At 64.2% G+C, this 19221-nt stretch carries 15 protein-coding genes and 3 pseudogenes; 13 read left to right on the top strand and 5 right to left on the bottom strand.

The window, feature by feature from the left end:
• Both ON27_RS32690 and ON27_RS41890 read left to right on the top strand, forming a co-directional pair.
• Positions 1 to 347, top strand: a pseudogene (locus ON27_RS32690) (mammalian cell entry protein); the annotation flags it as partial.
• Between the two features lie 103 nt (positions 348 to 450).
• Positions 451 to 880, top strand: a pseudogene (locus ON27_RS41890) (transposase family protein); the annotation flags it as partial.
• A gap of 427 nt (positions 881 to 1307) precedes the next feature.
• Here the strand turns inward: ON27_RS41890 and ON27_RS32685 are convergent.
• Together ON27_RS32685 and ON27_RS32680 are read right to left on the bottom strand one after the other, a co-directional pair.
• Positions 1308 to 3413, bottom strand: a complete 2106-nt coding sequence (locus ON27_RS32685; protein ID WP_157227566.1) for a bifunctional 3-(3-hydroxy-phenyl)propionate/3-hydroxycinnamic acid hydroxylase — start codon at positions 3411 to 3413, stop codon at positions 1308 to 1310.
• Between the two features lie 55 nt (positions 3414 to 3468).
• Positions 3469 to 4776, bottom strand: coding sequence for a cytochrome P450 (locus ON27_RS32680; RefSeq protein ID WP_306306971.1), 1308 nt, complete (start codon positions 4774 to 4776; stop codon positions 3469 to 3471).
• Between the two features lie 171 nt (positions 4777 to 4947).
• On the opposite strand from ON27_RS32680, the gene ON27_RS32675 reads away from it, so the two are divergent.
• Positions 4948 to 6171 (top strand): PucR family transcriptional regulator, encoded by a 1224-nt coding sequence (locus ON27_RS32675; protein ID WP_043736293.1) that lies wholly within the window; start codon positions 4948 to 4950, stop codon positions 6169 to 6171.
• A gap of 112 nt (positions 6172 to 6283) precedes the next feature.
• A pseudogene (locus tag ON27_RS45095) lies at positions 6284 to 6498 on the top strand (VOC family protein); the annotation flags it as partial.
• Positions 6499 to 6553: 55 nt separating this feature from the next.
• Here the strand turns inward: ON27_RS45095 and ON27_RS40300 are convergent.
• On the bottom strand, positions 6554 to 7219 hold the full coding sequence (locus ON27_RS40300; protein ID WP_157227564.1) for a TetR/AcrR family transcriptional regulator: 666 nt from the start codon (positions 7217 to 7219) through the stop codon (positions 6554 to 6556).
• Positions 7220 to 7451: 232 nt separating this feature from the next.
• On the opposite strand from ON27_RS40300, the gene ON27_RS32660 reads away from it, so the two are divergent.
• From ON27_RS32660 to ON27_RS32635, 6 genes are all read left to right on the top strand, one after another.
• The gene (locus ON27_RS32660) at positions 7452 to 8636 is read left to right on the top strand and encodes a cytochrome P450 (protein WP_043736284.1); all 1185 of its coding nucleotides are present in this window, start codon (positions 7452 to 7454) and stop codon (positions 8634 to 8636) included.
• 13 nt (positions 8637 to 8649) lie between these two features.
• On the top strand, positions 8650 to 8847 hold the full coding sequence (locus tag ON27_RS32655) for a ferredoxin (RefSeq protein WP_040787029.1): 198 nt from the start codon (positions 8650 to 8652) through the stop codon (positions 8845 to 8847).
• Positions 8844 to 9974, top strand: coding sequence for an NAD(P)/FAD-dependent oxidoreductase (locus tag ON27_RS32650; RefSeq protein WP_043736281.1), 1131 nt, complete (start codon positions 8844 to 8846; stop codon positions 9972 to 9974). Before ON27_RS32655 ends, ON27_RS32650 begins: the two co-directional genes overlap by 4 nt.
• A 225-nt stretch (positions 9975 to 10199) precedes the next feature.
• Complete coding sequence (locus tag ON27_RS32645; RefSeq protein WP_043736279.1) at positions 10200 to 11285, top strand: S-(hydroxymethyl)mycothiol dehydrogenase; 1086 nt, start codon at positions 10200 to 10202, stop codon at positions 11283 to 11285.
• Complete coding sequence (locus ON27_RS32640; protein WP_043736277.1) at positions 11282 to 11914, top strand: MBL fold metallo-hydrolase; 633 nt, start codon at positions 11282 to 11284, stop codon at positions 11912 to 11914. Before ON27_RS32645 ends, ON27_RS32640 begins: the two co-directional genes overlap by 4 nt.
• Before the next feature lie 450 nt (positions 11915 to 12364).
• Complete coding sequence (locus ON27_RS32635; protein ID WP_051047235.1) at positions 12365 to 13462, top strand: MlaD family protein; 1098 nt, start codon at positions 12365 to 12367, stop codon at positions 13460 to 13462.
• Between the two features lie 240 nt (positions 13463 to 13702).
• On the opposite strand, the gene ON27_RS32630 is transcribed toward ON27_RS32635, so the two are convergent.
• Positions 13703 to 15139 carry an amidohydrolase family protein gene (locus ON27_RS32630; RefSeq protein ID WP_051047234.1) on the bottom strand — a complete coding sequence of 479 codons (1437 nt, stop codon included), beginning with the start codon at positions 15137 to 15139 and terminating at the stop codon, positions 13703 to 13705.
• Between the two features lie 595 nt (positions 15140 to 15734).
• Between ON27_RS32630 and ON27_RS32625 the strand changes: the two genes are divergently transcribed.
• From ON27_RS32625 to ON27_RS32615, 3 genes are all read left to right on the top strand, one after another.
• Positions 15735 to 17219, top strand: coding sequence for an MFS transporter (locus ON27_RS32625; protein WP_245560441.1), 1485 nt, complete (start codon positions 15735 to 15737; stop codon positions 17217 to 17219).
• A gap of 131 nt (positions 17220 to 17350) precedes the next feature.
• Positions 17351 to 18718: an MFS transporter gene (locus ON27_RS32620; RefSeq protein WP_157227562.1), complete on the top strand. Its 1368-nt coding sequence runs from the start codon at positions 17351 to 17353 to the stop codon at positions 18716 to 18718.
• Positions 18715 to 19008 (top strand): hypothetical protein, encoded by a 294-nt coding sequence (locus ON27_RS32615; RefSeq protein ID WP_043736272.1) that lies wholly within the window; start codon positions 18715 to 18717, stop codon positions 19006 to 19008. The genes ON27_RS32620 and ON27_RS32615 overlap by 4 nt, the downstream gene beginning before the upstream one ends.
• Here ON27_RS32615 and ON27_RS46180 read toward each other — a convergent pair.
• Entirely contained in the window at positions 18912 to 19166 is a 255-nt protein-coding gene (locus tag ON27_RS46180) for a hypothetical protein (protein WP_506330636.1), read from the bottom strand. The genes ON27_RS32615 and ON27_RS46180 overlap by 97 nt on opposite strands.
• Positions 19167 to 19221 lie beyond the last annotated feature (55 nt).

Genomic DNA, 19221 nt, shown 5'->3' with positions numbered 1-19221 from the left:
CCTTCCTGCAGAACACGAGCACCACGCTCACGCAATACCAGGATCAGTTGCAGGGCACGATGAGCGGCCTGACCAACGTGACCCAGCAGCTGCGCGACAACGCCTACGGCCTCACCGAAGTCGCCGACCTCACACCGCTCGTGTTTCAGAACATCAACAATATCGTAGACCGCGACAAGGGATATGTCCGTGCCCATTTCATGATCCCCACGGCCCTCAACGGTGAGATCGTCAGCCTGTTCTGCGAGCGCATCCAGATGAAGGCCGACGGCTGCCGCACCGGAAACATGCAGGACTTCGGACCCGACTACGGGCTCACCGCCGCACTACTCGGACTGACAAAATAGCCCGCTGACCCACTGGAGCAGCGTCTGGGGTTTTGGGACTGTCGGAACAACGGCTCTGGCTCACTTCCGGTGGCACGTGGTGACCGCATGGGGGCGCGCTGCCCTGGAGTGTAAGGCGAATATCGCTGTGGGGCTCGTGTTCTCGGGTTCGACAGTGCTGGTTTTCGATGAGGGCTTGCGGGTCGTGGTGCAGGCCAGGACAGCGCCGGCCCGGCGGTGTGCTGGCTGCGGCGCGGTGTCGGAGAAAGTCCACAGCAACTATCACAGGACCGTCGCCGATCTGCCCGTCGACGGTCGCCTGGTCATCGTGCGGGTGCGGGTCCGACGGCTGGCCTGTCCAACCCCGCAGTGCTACAGGACGTTTCGTGAATGGAACAGCTGTCATCGACGCCGTCACTCACGAACGGATCGACGTCTTGGCCCACCGTAAGTCCGAAACCCTCGAAACATGTCTGCGGAACAATCCAGACGTCGAGGTCGTCGTCCGCGACGGATCGGCCACCTATGCCGAAGCTACCCGCCGCGCACGGCCGCTGCTGGGCCGCGGGCCGACAATGTATTCGCAGCTCAGCGGCCCCAAGAAGCCAAATACCTCCAACGCGGTTCACTCGTGACGGCGATGCCGATCGCAAACTAGTCGATGCGAATACATGGAGCTTCCGCGAAACAACCTTGACACCATTCTCGAAGAAGTCCACGGGCCGCCACGTGTGGTGGGATCGGGCCACGCGCAACTAGGCAGTCGAAACCATGACGCCGCTCGAGCTGTATCAGCGCCCGCGCGGAAGGCGCCGCGCCCACTATTCGACGGCAGGCTCCAGCGCCACAGTGCCTGTTTCACACCGGCAGTCACGGTCGTCTGTGCGCTTATACAACACCCGACGCCGCGCCCACCATGCCAATTCGGTCTGGCGCGACCCGATCGCCGGCTTCGCTCTCGGCGCCGGGCATGCGGCTTGGCTACAACAGTCGACCAGACAGGTTGAGCTGCACCTCCGGGCGGACCATCCCGAGGCGGGGCCGGATGCCGTACGTGGAAAGGCTTATCGACGCGGTCGCACAGCCGGTGAGGGTTTCTCCTTCCGCAGCGGTGTTTACATCGATCACCTCGTCACACGTGTTGCCCACAATCGTGAGCGCGCCAGTGATACGCATTCCTGTCCCGGTGCGGGCGGCCTCGCCGGTGAACGTAATCAGCGGGTACCGCGCTGTGTCGAGGAAGTCGGGCCCACGCAAGTGGCGATCACGGAACGCGTTGCCGGAGTTGATGCTTGCGCTGGCTATTTCCAATCGGACACGAGCCGTGTCGTCCGGTCGCCAGGTAAGCGAACCGGTTGCCTGCTCGAACCGGCCCCACACCGGCGCCAAGCCCCACATACCCCGAGCGGTGAATCCGAGGTGTAGATCGGAGGGAGCCAGGGTCCGTGTGTCGGTGTCATCTGCCGGCTCACGGTCTTGTCGGCTTCGGTGCGACATGCGGCGGGCGAGGGTCCTGACGGTAGCGTCGAGCGCTGCGGCAGAGGGGTTAGCGTAGACGTAGTGATCCGGCCGCACGATGGCGAAGGGGTGGGGCTGGAGAAGCGGCCGGGTGAGGTTGTTGATGTCCTCGAAAACATCCGTACGGGCGCCTGGTTCGTGCGGCCGCTCACCAGGAGAGCACAAGGTGAGAAAGGTCGCGCGGAGTCCGTCTTCGGCCAGCGTTCGGCCTTCGGATGTCAACGCGACGCGGGGGTCCTGGCCCCAGCCGACGATGCGCCACCCCGATCCGGTGATGTCCTCGAGAAGACATTGTGAGCCATCGAATGTGCGCACCTGTGGCTGCGGGAAGAGCCGACCCACTGATGAATGCCGCGTAGGTGTTTCGCCAAGGAAGCCTCGTGTATAGGTGGCGGGTTTCCGGCCGGTGCCCTCCGTGACTATGCGGCGTATTCGTGGAACAGCCAGCAGAGCCCGGAATGCAGCGTCACGCGCGGCGGCTCCGGCGGGTGACCGCATCATCACGAATCGGCCGATGCGCACCGACAGCTTGGTCATTTCTTCGACGTGCGGCCGCCGTTCAGGTTCGTAGGACTCCAAGATGGAATCCGGTGCGCCGGCAAGCACACTGGCGATCTTCCATGTCAGGTTGACGACGTCACGGATACCGGAGTTCAGGCCCTGCCCTGCAAGCGGCGGCATGAGATGGGCGGCGTCTCCGCACAGGAATACTCGGCCCACGCGCCATCGGTCGGCGCATTTTGCTGAGAAGGTGTAGATCACATGGCGCAGGATCTCAGCGGAGTCCGGATCTGCGTGCTGCGCGACGACAGCCCGGGCTGCTGCGGGTTCGAGCAGTTCCGCGCGATCTTCGTCTGGCATCACCATGCGCTCCCACCGATGGTTGCCGGCCGCCAACCGGGTCGTCATCCGCGGCCCGCCCGGGTCCATCCTGAACTGCACGTACGGCAAGTGCGCGACAGGCTCCGGCAGCTTCGCGTCGACGATGAGCCAGGGCTCCTGGTACGTCGAACCGACAAGTTCGACTCCGATCGCGGCGCGCGTTGCGCTGTTTGCGCCGTCGCATCCGAGTGCATACCGGACTCGGGCCCGTGCCGGATTGCCCTCTGCGTCAACGAATGTCAGTTCGACTGCCTCGTTGTCCTGATCCACGGACGTCAACGTGTTGCCCAGCCGGACGTCGACGCCGGTCAGCTCGTCGAGCGCATTCCGCAACGTGCCGTCCAGGAGCGGCTGATAGATAGCGTTCAGCCAAGGATGGCCCTGCGGGCGCTCGATCGGCAGGGCGGTGGCCAGCACCTCGCCGCGGCGCGAGAGCCATTGCACGCCCATATTGAGCAGCATGGTCTGCGCGGCCCGCTCGTACAAACCCGCCTTCTGCAATGCACGGAGGGCCTCACCGTCGAGAACCCCGACTCGTGGATGCGCATACGCCGCGGGCTGCCGCTCGATGGCCAACACTGTCAATCCTGAGCGCGCGAGCAGAATCGCGGCCATCTCGCCGACCGGGCCCAGCCCGATGACCGCCACATCATGGGTCAGGTCGGATACATGGTCGAAGCGCGGCACCGCATCTCCTCCTTGTGGGTATGTAGGTGTGTGCTGGATGTGATCGGCAGGAGATTCACTGATCTCTCCGGCCGACGAGGCGAAGCGGAAGCGTTTCGAAGCGGTGGATCACGTTGTTGACCGCCACCTCTGGTGTGCCGGTCAACTCGATGCGATCGACGTAGCGCAGCAGTGCGCCCAAGATGGCTTCGGTTTCCATGCGTGACAGGCCCTGCCCTGCACAACCGTGGGTGCCATAGCCGAATCCGATTTGCGCGGAGGCATCACGGGTGATGTCGAACCGATCGGGGGCAGTCCACGCCTTCTCATCCCGGTTTGCCGATGCATACATGACGAGGAGCTGCGAGCCCGCTGGTATCCGAACACCGGCGACGACCGAGTCGACCTCGGAGCGGCGGGCGAACGCACGCAGAGGTGACTCGATCCGAACCACCTCGTTCACGGTGTTCGACAAGGAGCGAGTCTTTCTGTCCCGCAACAATGTCCACTGATCCGGGTGAGTGGCGAAAAGCCATAGGGCCGCAGCTATTGCGCTGGCTGTGGTATCGATGGAGGGCCCCAGGTAGTCCATCAAGAATGTGGGTAACTGCGACGCGTCCACCCGGCCTTGCTCGATACCCTCGATCAGTTCATGGGCCATGCTGCCGGGCAATACGTCTCGCTTGCGGGCGAGGTCATGAACGAAATACAGCATCTGGAGACTGGCCGGCACGGATCGGACCGACACAGAGTTGAGCGGTCCCATCATGTCGAAAATGGCTCCCGCCCAATTCACGAGCTGGTCGCGGCTGCGATGAGGCCAACCAATCAGATCCGGAACAACACTGAGCGGCAAGCGGAGAGCGATGTCTTCGACTCCGTCGATCCCGTCTCGGTCGACCGCCGCCTTCACAACCTGATCGGCTAGACCATCGACCTCTGCTCGCATGGAACGCAATGCTCGCGGCGTCAGCCGATGGGCGACAAGCTTTCTCTGAGCTGCATGCACATCGCCGTCGTTCAGCAAGGTGCTCTTCTTGCCGACCTTCCGCGGTATAGGTTGCAACGAGACGCTGTTGGACGACCGGTACGTGGCGTCATCAGCCAGAACTTGTCTGACCTCGGCATACTGGGTGATCGAGTACACGCCTTGCTTCTGTAACCACACCACGGGACCAAGTGCGCGCATGGCGCGGTAATGCGGGTAGGGATCACGGATCGCCGCGACCGAGTAGATGTCTTCGTCGTAGACCGGCACGCCCGGCGGACGTCGACGCTGCCCCATCCCCAACCGCGCCGCGTAGCGGGTCGGCCAAGACGCAGGTTGCTGCCCGTGTGCAACGGGGCACCGGCCCAGTTCTTCGTGCGGCGAATTCACTGTCATGGGGGCTTCCTTCACTCGCGCAGTGGCAGCCACGATGCAGCGGGGCGTGGGGTTGGTGGACATCTGGCGTCATCAGTGTCGACCGCGCCCATGCCGACAACAAGGTACGAAATGCACCGTTTTTCCCATAGAACGGTGTGACTCGCACCATCATGTGCATACACTCAGGGGGTGTCCTGGGACCGGCCGCCCGAGCGGATTCGCGAGTTGCTACGTATCGGCGCTGAACTCCTCGTTCAGCACAAGTCCGGGTGGCTCGATGAATTCACCCGGACCTTCCTGAGTTCACCTGGCATGGAAGTCAGCGTCAGCGAGCCGGTGCTGGCGGCCGAATCCGAGCGTGCGGCGCGAGCGACCATTCTGAGATGGGCAGTGTCCAATATCAGCGACCCTGGCGCGCCCGTGGCTCCTGTGCTGGACGCCGACATCGTCGATATCACACGCGATCTGGTGCGGCGAGGTCTCGATGAATTGACAGTGACCAGTTATCGCATCGGCCAAAACGCGGCCTGGAAACTGTGGGTGCGCCTCGCGTTCTCGCTGACCTCCGAGGTCGATGAATTGGAGGCACTTCTCATCGTCTCGGCACAATCGATCGGCGAGTTCGTCGAAGCGACCCTGGCAATGATCACTGAACTCATTCACGCTGAACGTGAGGAGCTGCTCAGGGGATCAGCCCCCGAACGGCGTGAAGTCGTAGCGCTATTGCTCGAGGGCGCACCGATCACACGCGAGCGCGCCGAAATGCGACTCGGATACGACCTCAGTCAAACCCACACCGCCGCCATTGCATGGCACACCCAGCCTGATTCCGAACTGAGACGTCTGGAGCAAGCGGTCGGGGTTCTGGTCAAATGCGCGCAGAGCCCTAACCCGCTCACGATCATTCCCGGCGCCGCCACCATTTGGGTATGGTTGCCGGGCGAGGTGACCGTAGACGCCCAGACACTCGCTGAACGAGTTCGCGACATCCCCGATGTCTGTATCGCGGTTGGTTCCACGGCGCGCGGAATCGAAGGCTTCCGCCGCACCCACCTTGATGCCTTGTCTACACAACAGATGCTCACACGCCTGCGATCCAGCCGACGCGTCGCCACCTACGACGAGGTGCGGCTCGTATCGCTCCTAGCCGCCGACCACGAGCGTACTGATCACTTCATCCATCACACCCTGGGTGATCTCGCGAACGAGAGCGATCACATGCGAGAGACGGTGTTGACGTACGTGCGAGAACAATGCAGCGTGGCACGCACCGCAGCCCGTCTGCACGTCCACCGCAACACGGTCATCAGACGCTTGGCGCGAGTAGACGAACTTCTCCCTCGCCCCTTGGACACCAATACGCTGCACATCGCCGCCGCCCTAGAGGTGTTGCAGTGGCGGGGCGCCACCTGATATTACCGCGGCATGGTCGCGCGCGGCGCGTCCGGTTCCCTAAAACGGAAGCGGCCCGACGCCTTGGATCGGCACACCGAGAATCTCGGTCCAGAAGTGGTCATCGATCGGCGTCGTCGAGCACTTCGCCGACGGTGACCTGTTCGACGCAACTGTCGAGCCCGGCTGGACGCCGATGGCCGCCTCGGGCTTGGCCCAGTCGGGGCCGCCCCGACCAGAGACTTCCTCGGCATCAGTCCCGGTCGGGAATCTATGCGGGAAGCACGCGCGGTTTTCGAGGCCTTGCGCGATGACAACGAATTCGACCTCCGCCGCCTGCGCGGCCTGGCCGAGCCGGACGCGATCGCCGCAGCGTCGGCGAGTGCACCTCACTGGTGCAACTTCACCGCCTGCGACTATCCAGCAATGTTCGCGTGGCGGTGTCCACATCGAGGGCGGGGTCGAGTTGAGCGGCAGCACGCAGCCCGGCAACCACCATCGGGATCAGCGCATCGATCATGGATTCGATGTCGAAGGGTTCTCCGTTCTGTAACCAGTAGAGGGTCGCCTCATCGACCGCACCAGCGGCAGACCGCATCATCATGCGCAAGGCGGGAATTCGAGGGTCGAGTCCCAACAGGGTGGTCCACCCCTCGATCGTCTGCCATCGACCCGCTTCGAAAGCCTCGAATGCCTCGGGATCAGCGCTTCGTCCGCCTAGAACCAGCCGCAGCGCGAGCCCGCGGTGTGCGGCGAGATAGCTGAGGTGCGCGCGGAATCCCGCGCGGATCTGCTGGACGATAGGAAGCTCGGGATCGAGCCCCTGAGCTTGCACGATCCGGGTTGAGGCATCCCGTAAGGCCGCCAGATAGATGCCGCGCTTGTTGCCGAAGTAATGGAACAGCAGTCCATGGGCCACCTCGGCGGCTTTTGCGATGTCGGCCACGGCCACCTCGTCGTAGCTGTGTTCGGAGAACGCCTCGACTGCGGCGTCGAGGAGGCGCTGGCGGGTCTCGGCGGCCTGCGCAGCACGCATGGTCGTACGTCCCTTCCCGGTTGTCGCGGTCATCGGTGTCCCTCCTGTTGCCTGCCGTCGCCTCCTCCGATACTGGGCCGCCACCGTGGGAAACACAAGTTGATTCCATGTCATTGACATCAAGTCAATCAAAGGGCTAACCTGAGATTCAGGCCACAGATCGGCCCGGCGATTCAATCGCCCGAATCCAGTTCGAGGCGGGATTCGGCCGGGGCGATCCGGTGATGAGCCAACGACGGACGATCGCTGGTGTTGAGGAGTTTCAATGCGTAAAACTGCTGGTGTCCCCGTTTACCAGCCGGACCTGTACTCGCGGCACGCGATCATGGATCCGTATCCGCACTACGCCCGGATGCGCGAGTTGGGTCCGGTCGTGTGGCTGGCAAGGCAGCGGGCATACGCGTTACCGCGCTATGCCGAGTGCAAGGCTGCCCTACTCGCTGACGACACTTTCATCTCCGGCGAGGGCGTCGGACTGAATCCTGTCGCCAACCGGCTTTCGCGTGGCACCACCCTCAACAGTGACGGCGAAGACCACAGCCGGCGGCGTGCGCTACTAGGCCGACGATTGACCCCCAAGGCGCTGCGCACAATGCGTGAGACGGTCGAGCGGCAAGCGGTCGCGGCCGTCGAAGCTGCTATAGCGCGTGGCCGGATCGACGGCGTCGAATTGGCTACCACACTGCCGATGTCGGTCGTACCCGATTTGATCGGATGGCCACAGCACGGCCGCGAGCACTTATTGCGTTGGGCTGGAGCCACTTTCGACTCACTCGGGCCGATCAACAACCAATCGATCCGAACCGCTCCGGCCAGCATCGAGATGATGCGATTCACCCGCCGCCTCGCTCGCGACCGGCAGCTACTGCCCGGAAGCGCGGGTGCGGAGATCCTCCAGGCCGCCGATGAAGGCAAGATCGCGCACAACGAGTGCCCGGCCATGATGATCGACTTTCTCGCACCCTCACTGGACACCACGATCAGTGCGATCTCCAGCGCCCTGTACCTGTTCGCCGCCCATCCGCACCAGTGGCAGCTACTGCGGTCCGACCCCACGATGATCGCCAATGCGGTGAATGAGGTGGTGCGCTACGAGTCACCGCTGCGGGCGTTTTCGCGCAAGACAATTCGTGACGTCGCCCTGGCGGGGGTCACCATTCCCGAGGGCGCACGGGTGGTGGTGATGTACTCCTCGGCGAACCGGGATCCACTCGAGTGGGATTCTCCCGACACTTTCGACATCCGCCGCGACGCATCCCGCCAACTGGGCTTCGGCCACGGCACCCACGGCTGCGCAGGCCAGGGTCTGGCCCGGCTGGAAACCCAGGCCATCCTCGCCGCACTGCTCGAACGCGTGGAACGCATCGAGATCGCCGGGCGACCGGAATGGGCGATGAACAACATCATCCACCGCTTCGAAAACCTTCCCCTGCAACTCATTCCCGCCTGAAGGACGAATCGCAATGAAGATCTCCGTCGACTACCTTCGCTGCGAAGGCCATGGCATGTGCGCCGAGCAGGCCCCCGCCGTGTTCGAACTCGATGACGCAGGCGAATTGACTTACCGATTCGAGGGCGGTGACGTCCCCGAAGAGCACGTCACCGCCGCGCGCGCGGCCATCAGTTCCTGCCCGGTAGCGATCCTGCGAGAGCAGTCATGACCTCCTCCCGCTCGATCGTCGTCGTCGGCGAGTCCATCGCCGGGATCACCGCGGCGCGTGAATTGCGCACCCTAGGACACACCGGTCGACTGACCATCATCGGCGCCGACGAACTCGGCGGTTACTCGCGACCACCATTGTCCAAGGCGGTCCTGCACGACCCGGCCGCCGAGGGCTCTCTGCCGTATCGGCTCGACGACCTGGAGATAGATCTCCTCCGCGAAGCCGCCGTCAGCACCGATTGCGACGCCCGCACCGTCACCACCGCAACCGGCCGCACCCTCGCATATGACGCGCTCATCGCCGCGACCGGCGCCGACGCACGGCGGCTGGCCGCCTGTGGACAGACCGGGGAACTGGTCCTTCGGACACTGGAGGACGCGCGGATGTTGCGAGCGAGGCTCTCGACCGCCACCTCAGCGATCGTGGTCGGCGCCGGGTTCCTGGGAATGGAGGTCGCCAGCGCGTGCGTCGCGCGCGGCGTCGCGGTCACCGTGATCGACGTCGACCCTCCGTTGCGGCGCATCCTCGGGCCTTTCCTTTCCGACGTCGTACGCGCACGGGCCGAAGAACACGGCGTCCGGATAGTGCAAACTCCCCGGTTGGTCACCCTTGCAGACGATCCGGTCTGCGGTGTCATTCTCGGCGACGGATCGGTATCGACCGCCGACCTCGTGGTCACCTGCGCCGGGGAAGTACCGAATACCTCGTGGCTCGACGGCTCCGGCGTAGCCGACGAACGCGGCATCGGTATCGATCATTTGTGTGCGACAACGACTGCCGGGGTCTACGCGGCCGGCGATGTCGCCTACTCGATCCGCGACGGCCGACGGGCCCCGTTCTGGTCCAACGCTGTGGCACAAGGCAAGGTCGCCGCCGCGTCGGCCCTCGGGCTCGCATCTTCAACGTCCGCCACCGACGACTACTTCTGGACCGAAATACTGGGGGTATCCATCAAAATCGTTGGGCCGCTGCCACTTGTCGGCGAACCGACCAGTGTAGAGGGCAGCATCGCGGACGGAGCCGCTCTGCTCACCTGGAAACGGGCTGACATGCGACCGACGGTTGTCGCTTACGGGATCCGGAAATCCGTCGCGGCATTGAGGAAGATGACTGGCTCCATCTAGCCCTGCGGCAGCGCATCGAGGAAGGGCAGATGAGCTGGCAGATTCGACCGGCCTCGTGGATGTCCCGAACTTGGGCAGCAGGTCCTCGGCCACGTCTTCCCGCCGTCATCACAGCTCTGCTCGTCCTCGCGTGTCCGATGACACTGTCCGGCGCCACCCGATGAGTGCCGGATGAATCCCGGTCGCTCATCGACCGGCGCATGCTTGTGAAGAAAAGGAAACCAAATGCCTCAGAAGGTGCGCGGCGTAATCGCTCGTGCGAAAGGAGCTCCCGTCGAGCTCACCGACATCATCATTCCCGACCCAGGCGCCGGTGAGGTCGTCGTCGCGATCGCCGCGTGCGGGGTGTGCCATACAGATCTGAGCTACCGGGAGGGCGGGATCAACAATGAGTTCCCCTTCCTGCTCGGGCACGAAGCCGCCGGCACCGTCGAAACCGTCGGGGCGGGTGTGGATTCGGTGCAACCTGGCGACTTCGTCATCTTGAACTGGCGCGCGGTCTGCGGTCGATGCCGCGCCTGCAAACGCGGGCGTCCCCAGTACTGCTTCAGCACGTTCAACGCCGGCCAGCCCATGACGCTCGAGGATGGCACGAAGCTCAGCCCAGCGCTCGGGATCGGGGCGTTCGCGCAGAAGACGCTGGTACACGCCGGGCAGTGTACGAAAGTCGACCCCACCGCCGACCCTGCTGTCGTCGGACTGCTCGGTTGCGGCGTGATGGCGGGATTGGGTGCCGCGGTGAACACCGGCGACGTAGGCCGTGGCGATTCCGTCACAGTCATCGGCTGCGGCGGCGTAGGCGCCGCCGCGATCGTGGGGTCACGCCTGGTCGGTGCATCGAAGATCATCGCCGTGGACCGTGATCGACGAAAGCTCGCCTGGGCCAGAGACCTTGGTGCCACACATACCATTGATGCTTCCCACGTCGACGTAGTCACCGCCGTGCAGGAACTCACCGACGGGTTCGGCGCCGATGTCGTCATCGATGCGGTGGGTCGCCCCGAGACGTGGAAGCAGGCATTCTATGCCCGCGATTTGGCCGGCACCGTGGTACTCGTCGGTGTGCCGAGCCCTGACATGCGACTCGATATCCCACTGCTGGACTTGTTCTCTCACGGTGGCGCGTTGAAGTCGTCCTGGTACGGCGACTGCCTACCCGAACGAGACTTTCCGGCATTGGTAGATCTCTACCAACAAGGCAGGCTACCGCTGGAAAAGTTCGTCACCGAGCGCATCAAGATCGACGAGGTCGAGGCGGCCTTCCAGAGGATGCGCACCGGTGATGTGCTCCGTTCGGTGGTCATCCTGTGAGCGGGGGGCTCCGTATCGACCGCGTGGTGACCAGCGGCACCTTCGAACTGGACGGCGGCGTGTGGGAGGTCGACAACAATGTGTGGGTGATCGGCAACGACGAAGAGGTCGTCGTCGTCGACGCCGCCCACGATGCCGAAGCGATCATTCAAACAGTCGGCAATCGCAACGTCGTCGCGGTGATCTGTACCCACGGCCACAACGATCACATCACCTTCGCACCCCAGCTCGGCGAAAAGCTCTATGCGCCAGTGCTTTTGCATCCCGCAGATCAAACCCTCTGGGACATGAGTCACTCCGGACAGCGCTACTGGGCTGCCACCGACTCGCTACGTATCGCGATCGCTGGGACAACCGCCGAGGTAATCCACACTCCCGGACACTCCCCCGGCTCCATCTGCCTGCACCTGCCCGAGGCCAAAGCCCTGTTCTCGGGAGATACTCTTTTCTCCGGAGGGCCAGGCGCGACCAGCAGCTCCTTCTCCGATTTCCCCACCATCATCGGTTCGATAGAGCAGCGCCTGTTGGCCCTACCAGAAGACACCCGGGTGTACACCGGTCACGGCGACGGCACCACCATAGGCATCGAAGCACCGCAACTGCCTCACTGGATCGAGCGGGGGTTCTGAGCTGCGCCGCGACCGGCGTCTATCGGGGATGCGAGCAATGCCAGCCAATTCGCAAATTTCGGGCACATCGTTGCCGGAACTGTGTACAGTGACACCGACGACGCCGAGAAAGGCCGGCGTCCTCGCCATATGCCGCGCCGACCGACGGTTTGTAGGCGCAGCCGGGCTTCCGGCTGCCTACTGGTGGCGACAATGCAAGGAAGGTCTCCGATGGAAATCGTTGTCTTACGCGCGTCGTTTGCGGTCGTTTGCGCGGCTATTGCCGCGCCGTCCGAGCGTCGTGCAGCCCGCTGAGACGCGATGAATTGCCGTGGGTGGCCGACATGGCGATAGGTGTTCGACGACCAGTTTCCGGCAGTCTCATCCAAACCCCGCCCAGCCCACGATCGTAAACCACGTTATTCGTCTTACAGAGAGGTCGCGCGTCATGCGAGACCACAGGGGATATCCATGCTGACATTCGCTGCCCGGACAAAGTGCAACGCGGCCAAGGCATTCGTGATCGGCGTCGCCGCGCTCACGGTGAGCGGCTGCTCGCTGCTGCCGCACGTGGGCAATGAACCAACGCGCATCACCGCCGACTTCGACAATATCGCCGGCGTCTATGTAGGCAATCCTGTTACCGTGCTCGGGCTCGAGGTCGGCAGGGTCGAGAGAATCGTAGCGAAGAGCACCGTCATCGAGGTGCATCTGTCGATCAAGTCTGATGTGAAGATCCCAAAAGACGCGATGGCTGTGTTGATATCGCCGTCCATTGTCACCGACCGCCACATCGAGCTCACCCCCGTCTACACCCACGGCGAGATGCTTGCCGACGGTGCCCACCTGCCGAAGTCGCGTACCAAGACTCCCGTCGAGCTCGACACACTCATCCAAACCATTGATCGGTTCACCGCCGCGCTGAAGCCGCAAGACGAGATGGAAGGGTCCGGCCCGCTGTCGGGCCGAGTGCTGCACCCGCTTCTCGAGGGCAACGGCACGAAGATCCGCGACACTCTCCAGGCGCTGTCGAGCGCCCTGAAGGTCGGCACCGACAACAAGGACGCGGTCTCGAATATCATCATCAGACTGAACGAACTCACCTCGATACTCGCGGAAAACGACCGCACGGTGCGGGATTTCAGTGACAAAGTAACGCAAATGAACGGGTTGCTCGCCGAGCAGGCGCCCGGTCTACAGGCTACGCTGGAGCAGCTCAGCGCCTTCCTTGCCAACACCTCAGGCACATTCGGGCAGTACCAGCAGCAACTGGCGGACTCCCTGTCCGGACTGACGAAGGTGACCGACCAGCTCCGCGCCAATGCTTACGGCCTCACCGAGGTTGTCGACCTGACACCCATGGTGTTTCAGAACATCGACAACCTGGTCGACCGAGAGCATGGACATGCCCGTGTGAAAATGATGCTCTTAACCGCCCTCAACGGTGAAATAGTCAGCCTGTTCTGCGAGCGAATCCAGATGAAAGCCGACGGCTGCCGTACCGGAAACATGCAGGATTTCGGTCCCGACTACGGACTCACCGCCGCACTGCTCGGACTGACGAAATAAATCCGTCGCGACCTCAGCATTCCGCGTTCGGACATCGATCCCAAGAGTGCTCGATAGTCCACAGCGCGTCCGGCTCAATTCCGGCATCGGGATCCAGTAAGTGCATGCATGAATTACTGTGGAAATCGAACTTGCCGGTACGACGCGGCCAGAGCACGCTGGCACTGCGACCGGCGCGGTGCCGTTCCCTGCTGTTGAACACCTGCCACGCGGATTCGACTCCCCTGTCGAGAGGCACCCTCAACGGTCTTGTGGCGGAGTTTCATGCGATGTCAGCGCATCGTGCGCCGATCCACGCGCTTGCTGCCGTAACTGCCGACGCACCACGTGCCCCACCACGCGCCGTCGAATGCGCGCGACACGGCCAGTCGCGTTGATCTGGTCGACGAAACGTTCACCCGACCGCTGCAATGCCTGCAAGATGTCGTCCACAGGACAGTCCACGAGCTGGTGGTGGCGTTTGCGCCAGCGTCCTGCGATCATGACCGCTTCGATATTGCCGGCGTTGGCATGCAGAGCCGCGGCAATCGGATCGTGCAGCGGCCACAGGTTGAGCGCACGCGTGTCGATCACAACGAGATCGGCCTGCATGCCCACCTCGATGCGACCGATCCGGTCGGCCATGCCCAGCGCGCGCGCACCCTCCACGGTCGCCCACGCCAGCGCCTGCTTCACACCGAGCGAGACCACCGGCGCACCCAGGCCGGTTCTCGCGTGCGCCTGCTCATGCGCGAGGCCACGCTGGCGTGCCAACACCAGCCGCGCGGCGACCAACATTTCCCCCGGCGCGACGATTTCGGTGTCGGTACCCAGCGACGGTGCCGCGCCCAGGCCCAGCAGCTGATCGGTCACTCGCGCGCAGTGGCCCTGGCCCAGTTCGTTTTCCGGCGTCGTTGTGAAGCTGACCCCGGCCTCGACCAACAGTTTCACCCAAGCAGTGGTCAAACCCGTGCCATGCACGATGTTGGTCAAGGGCCCCCACAAGCCGGCGGCGCTGACGGCCTGCCAGCCCGGACCGGGCGGTCCGGCGCTCTGATGCATCGACGCCAGCAGTCCACGTTCGGCGGCCGCACGCAGATCCGCCACCGCCACTTCGGGCTTCGATAATTGCGGGCCCGCTACGGCCATCCCCAGTGAGAGCAACTCGCTCGTGGCGATCGCTCCGCCGAGCAGGCGGTCGATCTCCCGGGTGTCGTGCACCCGATCGCGCAGACCGTGCGGAGTGCCATGCAGCAACACCGCCCGGATGCCCGCCTGCTGCAACGCGTCGATCGCCGCGTCCGCGTGGTCCGGTGTCACGCAATTGTGGGACCAATCGCCGATGGTCGTCACACCACCGTCGATCTGGTTGAGGGCCCCGGCGAACGTCCCTATATGGATGTCCTGCGGACGATAATGTCGCGCAGCAACGCCATGAGCGTGGACAAGATATTCCGGAAGTGACCAGTCCGCGCCCGCGAAACGCATCGCCGTCTGCCAGGAGTGCAGGTGAGCGTTGACAAGCCCGGGAATGACGATCCGGCCCGCGAGCTCGACGACGTCGGCACCCACTGGATCGAGCCGATCACCGATCTCGATGATCCGGTCACCCTCGACGAGGATGTCGACGTCCTCGACGTCGGGACGATCCGGCGCCATGGTGATCACCTGCGCACCACGCAACAGTGTGCGGCTCATTCGTTTCTCCAGTCACCCGCGAGGGCAAATCAGCGGACAGGCCGAAAGGGCATGCGGTCGGGCACGCCGGTACGCCCCCGTCGTGGCTCGACAAGGGGCTCGCGCCTCGGCCGACACAGATCGGCGACCGGCAAAGGGTGAACCATCCTCACGCTCAAAGGTCGAGCGATCATGCGAATAATACGGATACAGTGTGACCGATATTTTACCGTGGTGTCAAGCACTCGCTCACCCGCCCTTGACTCCCGCAAGGGTATAGGCAACGTTGTAACCATTATGAGCGACCAACTCGACCGCGACATCCAGCCCGACTCGCGATTCGTCGTGATGGGCGACATGAAGGTGCACTAACCAGAACGGGTCCGACTGTGCTTCTACCGCACGGCAGCGCATCCTCGCCGCACGGAGTGGAGGCCGCTGCTACGTTGCTTGACTGATCTCTATGTCATAAGTGACGATATAGTCAGAATTGTGCTGGAGTTGCCGTTTGAGCTCGGCAGCGCGCGAAATCGGAGATCGAGGAGGAGATGTGGACGAAACCAGGGCGAGTGCGCCTGGCAGTCCGAGCCCAGCGGCCGAGGTTCTGGCTGGGCGCGTGAGTACCAGCGGCATCCTGACGGCGATGTGCATCTGCCTGGTGCTCGTGGTGGCGTCGGTATCGGCGCTCAATCTGGCCATGCCGGAGCTCGCGGTGGATCTGTCGGCTTCGACCACATCGCTGACCTGGATCGCGGACGCTTACACGGTCGCGCTGGCCGCGCTGGTATTGCCGATCGGTGCGCTCGGCGACAAGTTCGGCCGACGCGATGTACTGATCGGCGGCACCGTGGTCTTCGCGATCGGTTCGGCTGCCGCCGCGTTCGCCGATTCGACGACCACCCTGATCGCCTGGCGCGCGGTCATGGGCATCGGCGCCGCGATGATCATGCCGGGCACGCTGTCGACCATCACCGCGGCGTTTCCGGCCGAACGCCGCAGCCACGGCGTCGCGATCTGGTCCGGATTCGCTGCCGCGGGCGCGATCCTCGGCATGCTCGCCGCCGGGTTGTTGCTCGAAGTATGGAGTTGGCGCTCGATCTTCGTGGCCAGCGCGATCATGGCGGTGGTCGGTGGGTTGCTGGCATTGCTCCTGGCGCCCAACACCCGCGACGAGGAAGACCACCCACTCGACCACCTCGGCGCGTATACGAGCGCGGTCGCGATCGGCGCGCTCGTGTACGGCATCATCGAAGGCAGCGAAGCCGGATGGACCAGCGCTCGGGTGCTGGGAAGCTTCGCTGTTTCCGCAGCGGCGCTAGCGCTGTACGCCGTACTCGGGTTCCGCAACAAGCACGCGCTGCTCGATCCGCGCCTGTTCGGCATTCCCGGGTTTCGCTCCGGAGCGGTCACCGTTCTCGTCCAGTTCCTCGCCATATTCGGCTTCTTCTTCGTCGGGCTGCAATATCTGCAGTTGATCCTCGGCTACAGCGCGTTGCAGAGCGCGATCGCGCTGGTTCCCATCGCGGTGGTGGTCATGCCGGTCAGTGTGCTGACTCCCCTGCTGACCGAGCGGATGGGGATCAAAGCGGTCATGAGCGGAGGCCTGCTGCTGCTCGCCGCCGGCATCTACGCGCTGTCGTTGCTGCACGCGAACTCCGGCTACCTGCCCTTTCTCGGTGGCCTCGTGATCGCCGGTTTCGGTGTGGGTGTGACCAGCGCCGTGGGCACCTCGGTCATCGTCGGATCACTGCGCGCCGATCAGCAAGGCGTCGCATCCGCCATGAACGACGCCACCCGGGAGGTCGGCGCCGCGATCGGCATCGCCCTCATGGGCTCGGTGTTCTCGAGCCATTACACATCGTCACTGCCCGCGCTGGATCAACTGCCACCCGCAGCCGCGCACGCGGTCGAATCCTCCGCCGCCGCAGGGCTACAGGCCGCATCGCAGCTGGGTCCGCAAGGTGAGCCCTTGGCGGCAGCCGTCCGCTCAGCCTTCATCGACGGCTTGTCGGCCTCGCTGATTGTCGTGGCGGCTGTCGTCGCGGCCGCCGCTCTCGGCGCCCTGCTCCGCGCACCCCGAACCCAAACCTCCCCGCGTTGAACACTCGAGCAGTCCGTCGGAAGGAGTGTCGGGGTCGGCAGAGCGCGGGTCGCCTGCGGAGCCCCGCCCGCCATCAACCACCACGATTCGGACAGCGAGCCGGACGTGAACGTGCTCTGCGAGGAGGGGACGTGACGCTGACCGCCGTCGACCCACATACTGGGTTCGCCCTCGCGGCGCGCCTTCGGATGACCTATGGCCTGGGTTCCCTGGCAACGGCGACGTATGCCATGGTGCCCGGCCTCGTCCTCTTGCACTACCTGACGAACACACTCGGTGTGGCCGCCGCGGCGGCAGGATTCGTCGTCCTGGTACCCAAGCTGCTCGACCTGGTGTACAACCCGGTCATCGGGAGATTGACCGACTCGACCGTGTCACGTCTCGGCCCGCGCAGACCGTGGATGATTGCGGGAGCGGTCGTGCTCCCGCTGGGGTTCGTGGCCATCTTTTCCGCCCCCGTCAGCGGAAACGGTGCTGCCTGGTGGGTAGGCGCCGCGCTGGCCGTGACCGGCCTCGGCTTCTCGGCCTTCGTGATCCCCTACAGTGTCCTGCCCGCCGAGCTCGGGGCGAGTTCGGCGGAACGCACGTCGATGATGGTGTGGCGGACCGCCTGGCTGGGTGCGGCGATGCTTGTCGTCGCAGCGGTGACATCCTCGTTCGCTGGAGCCGAGGGCGGCGACCGTCATCACTACTGTGTGCTGGCGCTCGTGATGGGCGGCGTGATCGTTGTCGGCGCGTGCGGCGCGATCTACAGCGCTCGCGGATCCACCCACGCCGTGGTGGCGAGCCAGTCGCTGACAGTGGGATCGCTGCGTGAAACGCTGACCACGGCTTATCGGCACCGCCCGTTTCGCACTCTGCTGGGGGTGTTCGTGCTCATCGAGGTGGTCATCTCCGTCACGTTGGCCGGGCTGCCCTATCTGTCGGTCCAGATTCTCGGATCGGACAGTGCGATCGCGGCGTTGTTCCTCTGCGCGGTGGGACCGATGTTGCTGACGATGCCGGCGTGGCGTCGTGCTGCGTCGGCCTGGGGTAAGAAGGCCTGCCTGACCGTGGCGCTTTCGATCCTCGGCGCAGGTGCTCTCGCGGTCGCGGCCCTACCACGTGTCGAGCATTCCGTGCGGTTCGAGGTCGCCTGCGCGGCCATCCTGATCGCCGGAATCGGCTTCGCCGGGGCGCAGATCCTGCCGCAAGCGATGCTCGCCGACACCTTGGCGGCCGACGCGAACGAATCCGGCCGCCGCCGTGCGGGGGTTCTCGCCGGGATCTGGTCGGCCGGCGAGACCATCGGAGCTGCGGCAGGTGCAGGCATCTACGGCTTCGTCCTGGCTGCGAGCGGATTCGTCTCATCGACAGCAGGTGAGGTAGTGAGCCAGCCGCGCAGCGCGCAGTGGGGCATTGTGCTCGGCTACGCTGCCATCGCCTTGGCGAGCGTCCTCGCGGCCCTGAGTCTGCTGAGGCGCTACGAACCTGCGGAGGATCGACACACTTCCGGTTGACCTCGGCGGTGTGGCAGCGTAGCCGCGAAGGTCTCGGTGGCACGGCCGAACAGGTCGATCACCGCCGTTCGGCCATGGAGATGGCCGAACGGGTGGCGAACCTGTCGATCAGCGGTGATCCGCCACTGTCACCGCTTGGGCACGAGCCGCGCCGGCAGCGTCTCGAATCGGCAAATGATGTCCAGACGCCGGTTCACTCCCGGGCCTCGGTGTGCGCCTTCGAGATCTGCTTCGCCAACTTCCATACAGTGCTGTCGAGCGCAGTCGACGAGGGATTCGCGCAGACATAGTGGTCGGGGCGGAGTACGACGAATGGTTGCCGCCTGAAGTATGGGCGCGCCAGCTCGTGAAGGTCTTCGAGGATCTTGGTCGGCGCTCCGCGATGGACGGGGCGCTGCCCCGGGAGGGTCAGCGTTACGAAATTCGCGCCCAGGACGTCTTCGGCGATGCGGCGGCCGTCTGTCGACAGCGCTTCGCGTGGATCGGTGTCCCAGCCGATGATG

The organism is Nocardia asiatica NBRC 100129 (assembly GCF_000308415.1).
GTDB classification, from domain to species: domain Bacteria; phylum Actinomycetota; class Actinomycetes; order Mycobacteriales; family Mycobacteriaceae; genus Nocardia; species Nocardia asiatica.
The sequence above is the reverse complement of the archived record's forward strand: the minus strand, read 5'-3'. Positions and strand labels throughout refer to the sequence as shown.

What these genes read in the sequence shown, in the direction of transcription:
- ON27_RS32680 (WP_306306971.1), bottom strand. Translation starts at nt 4,776, where the DNA reads ATGACAGTGAATTCGCCGCACGAAGAACTGGGCCGGTGCCCCGTTGCA.
- ON27_RS40300 (WP_157227564.1), bottom strand. Translation starts at nt 7,219, where the DNA reads ATGACCGCGACAACCGGGAAGGGACGTACGACCATGCGTGCTGCGCAG.
- ON27_RS32660 (WP_043736284.1), top strand. Translation starts at nt 7,452, where the DNA reads ATGCGTAAAACTGCTGGTGTCCCCGTTTACCAGCCGGACCTGTACTCG.
- ON27_RS32655 (WP_040787029.1), top strand. Translation starts at nt 8,650, where the DNA reads ATGAAGATCTCCGTCGACTACCTTCGCTGCGAAGGCCATGGCATGTGC.
- ON27_RS32650 (WP_043736281.1), top strand. Translation starts at nt 8,844, where the DNA reads ATGACCTCCTCCCGCTCGATCGTCGTCGTCGGCGAGTCCATCGCCGGG.
- ON27_RS32645 (WP_043736279.1), top strand. Translation starts at nt 10,200, where the DNA reads ATGCCTCAGAAGGTGCGCGGCGTAATCGCTCGTGCGAAAGGAGCTCCC.
- ON27_RS32635 (WP_051047235.1), top strand. Translation starts at nt 12,365, where the DNA reads ATGCTGACATTCGCTGCCCGGACAAAGTGCAACGCGGCCAAGGCATTC.
- ON27_RS32630 (WP_051047234.1), bottom strand. Translation starts at nt 15,139, where the DNA reads ATGAGCCGCACACTGTTGCGTGGTGCGCAGGTGATCACCATGGCGCCG.